General features: G+C 67.7%; 7 protein-coding genes. All 7 read left to right on the forward strand.

Translation table 11 applies throughout. From position 1 onward, the window contains the following. A partial coding sequence (locus tag FDN03_RS16075) for a site-specific integrase (protein WP_138178591.1) occupies positions 1–564 on the forward strand: 564 nt, incomplete at its 5' end. Between the two features lie 239 nt (positions 565–803). Beyond that, complete coding sequence (locus FDN03_RS16080) at positions 804–1,016, forward strand: hypothetical protein (protein ID WP_138178592.1); 213 nt, start codon at positions 804–806, stop codon at positions 1,014–1,016. Continuing rightward, positions 1,016–1,669, forward strand: a complete 654-nt coding sequence (locus FDN03_RS16085) for a hypothetical protein (RefSeq protein ID WP_138178593.1) — start codon at positions 1,016–1,018, stop codon at positions 1,667–1,669. Before FDN03_RS16080 ends, FDN03_RS16085 begins: the two co-directional genes overlap by 1 nt. 111 nt (positions 1,670–1,780) lie before the next feature. Further along, positions 1,781–1,987 (forward strand): hypothetical protein, encoded by a 207-nt coding sequence (locus FDN03_RS16090; protein ID WP_138178594.1) that lies wholly within the window; start codon positions 1,781–1,783, stop codon positions 1,985–1,987. 156 nt (positions 1,988–2,143) lie between these two features. Next, entirely contained in the window at positions 2,144–2,290 is a 147-nt protein-coding gene (locus FDN03_RS16540; RefSeq protein WP_171021296.1) for a hypothetical protein, read from the forward strand. Beyond that, the gene (locus FDN03_RS16095; RefSeq protein ID WP_138178595.1) at positions 2,287–2,511 is read left to right on the forward strand and encodes a hypothetical protein; all 225 of its coding nucleotides are present in this window, start codon (positions 2,287–2,289) and stop codon (positions 2,509–2,511) included. The genes FDN03_RS16540 and FDN03_RS16095 overlap by 4 nt, the downstream gene beginning before the upstream one ends. A gap of 10 nt (positions 2,512–2,521) precedes the next feature. Beyond that, a partial coding sequence (locus FDN03_RS16100) for a DUF6221 family protein (RefSeq protein WP_138178596.1) occupies positions 2,522–2,851 on the forward strand: 330 nt, incomplete at its 3' end.

Raw genomic sequence — 2,851 nt, forward strand, 5'->3', positions numbered from 1 at the left:
CTCGACGCCAACAACCCCGAACACGCCCGAGACCGGGCACTGATCCTCATCGGATTCGCCGGCGCCTTCCGCCGCTCCGAGCTGGTGTCACTCGACCTCGCCGACTTCGTGACTGTCCCCGACGGCCTGCGGGTAGCCCTCCACCGGTCGAACACCGACCAGGCAGGCGAAGGTGCCGAAGTCGGCCTGACCTACGGATCGAAGCCATCGACCTGCCCAGTCCGGGCCTGGATCGCATGGCGCTCGCACCTCCTCGACCAAGGTCACACCGGCGGACCCGCCTTCCGTGCGGTCAGCAGATCCGGGAAGATCGCCGCTGGCCGGATGGCAGCCACAACCGTCAGGAACATCATCCGGCGTCGCGCCGAAGGAGTAGTCGAAGACCCCGAGTCGTTCAGCGCCCACTCGCTCCGGTCAGGTATGGCAACCCAAGCCGCAAAGAACGGAGCCAACGACCGGGAGATCATGCGGCAAGGTCGTTGGAGTTCTCGAACCACGCTCGACAGATACGTGCGAGCTGGACGCCTTTTCGAAGACAACGTGAGAGAGAAGCTCGGCCCGTGACCTGCGTGTTATCGCGGGGAATGCCGGGCTCACACGTACACTGAGAAGGTGACGAACCTTCCGCCCGGTATCCCCCGCCAAGAAATGGTGGAAGACTTCATCCGGCGGAACGGCAAGCTCGATCTGACGATTGTCTGGCAGCGTCAGGCCTACCCAAGGCCGGGCCGCCGGGCCCCGTGGATCGCCGCCTACTGGCAGAGGCTGTACGAGAAGCGGGCCCGCGAGACAGGAGCTGGCCGATGAGCATCTGGAACAGCATCCACGACGTTGAGGACCTGAACGGCCACAGTGTTGACGTGGCCTACACCCGTGCGCACACCGCAACACCCGGCCCCGCAGTTCGGATCTGCTCGCTGCACGTGCCACGCGGCGACGACTTCGAGCTGTCGACGGCGGCGGCCCGGGAACTTGCGGTGATGCTGTTGGACGCGGCGAACAGGGCGGATGGCTGATGACCCAGGAGAATCCTGCTGACCGCCGGACGGTTGACGACGTGCTGGCCGACATGGACGACATCCTCGACAACTGGCACGGCTCCCTCGACTCGATGAGCTGGAGCCCGGACCGGGGCGTGGAGAACGCCGGCTGGACCGGCGGGGGCTTCTTCTACTTCGATGGCGGTCCGGTCGAGTACGACCAAGCGAACGTCGCGGCAGCAGCTGAGCGCTGGGAGCGGGCTATCGGCGGCTGGAGCGCCAACGCCCCCACCATCGCCAACGCCCCCACCGCGACGCGGGAGTACTACCGGGAAGCGTTTCAGCGGGTGGCGGACCGGGTCCGTGGGCAGGTGATGGGCTCGATCCAAGAGGAGACAGAACGGCTGCAGGACATCGCCTACGGCTACAACCCCGGCGCCCGCCCTCGGGACACGCCAACGATGGGCCGGGTTTCGGACGACGCCTTCACCGCGCCCGCGAGAGGCTCGCACGACGGGTTTTGGACGGTGTTCGATGATCGCTGCCGCCTCTGGGCTGAACAGCACTACTCAGCCCCTGCGCCCCCAGGTGACAACCGGCCCGGCGAGCAGCACCACGAGCCCGACGATGAGCAGGACCACGCCGAGCAGGTCCGCGCTCATGACGACCGCGTCGAACAGCACGAGTAGGGCGATGATGACAGCGGCGAGCCCGGCGAGGACACCTAACGATCCAAGATTCACGTTCATGCCGGTTCGAATGCCCGTTCGAACCCACGTTCACACCGCCGGGGGCCGTGGATGCTGCTGATACCTGCTCTGATCGCCCTGGTCCGCGGCTGGTGGCAGCACCGCCACGACCGGACGGTGGAGGTCTACCGGGCGCTGTGCCCGCTCTGTTTCCACCCGGAAGACGACCCGGACCGGGAGGAAGCACTAGCCCGGGTGGGGCATCACATCATCGTCGAGCACAGCCTGATCGGGGTGGGTGAGCGTGAGCCGATCTGACCAGACTGACGGCCACTCCCCCGGCGACGGCCTCACCCTGCACCGGGCAGCACGGCTCATCATCGCTGCGGAAGAAGCCGGCGAACTCCCCCCGGAGCTGCATGCCCTGCTGCACCAGGCACTCACATGGCGAGCAGCCGCCGAGGAAAGGACACCGTGACCGACAAGCCCTTGTCGATAGCCGAGGCAGCCGTCGCCCTCCACGAGTCGTTCCTGTCGCTTCTCCGGGCTGGGTTCGACGAGAAGCAGGCGCTGTACCTGGTCGCGCAGATGGTCCGACCGCAGCAGGGGCCGCCGTCGTGAGCGACCATCTCGGCGTCACCGGCGACCCCGTCACTCTCGGCGGGCTCCGACGGTTCGTCGCCCGCTGCGACGACGCAGGCATTCCCGACGACGTACAGCCCGACGTCCGGGCTACCTTCCGCGGGAAGCTGCGGGGCATTTCTGCGTCGAACCCGGAGCGGCTCGTGCCGCCGACGCCGGTCGCCGATCCGGCCGCCCCGCCGACCGACTTCTCGGGCTGAGGTGGCACGCATGGAGATCGGCGAGTTCATCGCCGCGCGGATCGCCGAGGAGAAGCGAATCGCGCAGGCGGCCGACCAATCCGAGTGGTCGCTGCCGTGGCCCGGCCAGCCGTTCATCCAGATCGGCGACCTGTCCGGCGCGATCCTCACTCCAGACAACCGCGGCGTCGTCGACCCGCCGGACGTCGAGCACATGGTGCGGCAGCAACCCCGGACCACCCTCGCCCGCCTCGACGAACTGGAAGCACTCGTGGCCGCGGCCGGCTCCCGGGAACACCGTCATACCCATTCGACCGGAGGTGCCTGGCGCGGCGGCAGCTACGGGAAGGCGTCCACCTAC

It is taken from the genome of Glutamicibacter sp. V16R2B1 (genome assembly GCF_005774635.1).
Classification (GTDB): domain Bacteria; phylum Actinomycetota; class Actinomycetes; order Actinomycetales; family Micrococcaceae; genus Glutamicibacter; species Glutamicibacter creatinolyticus.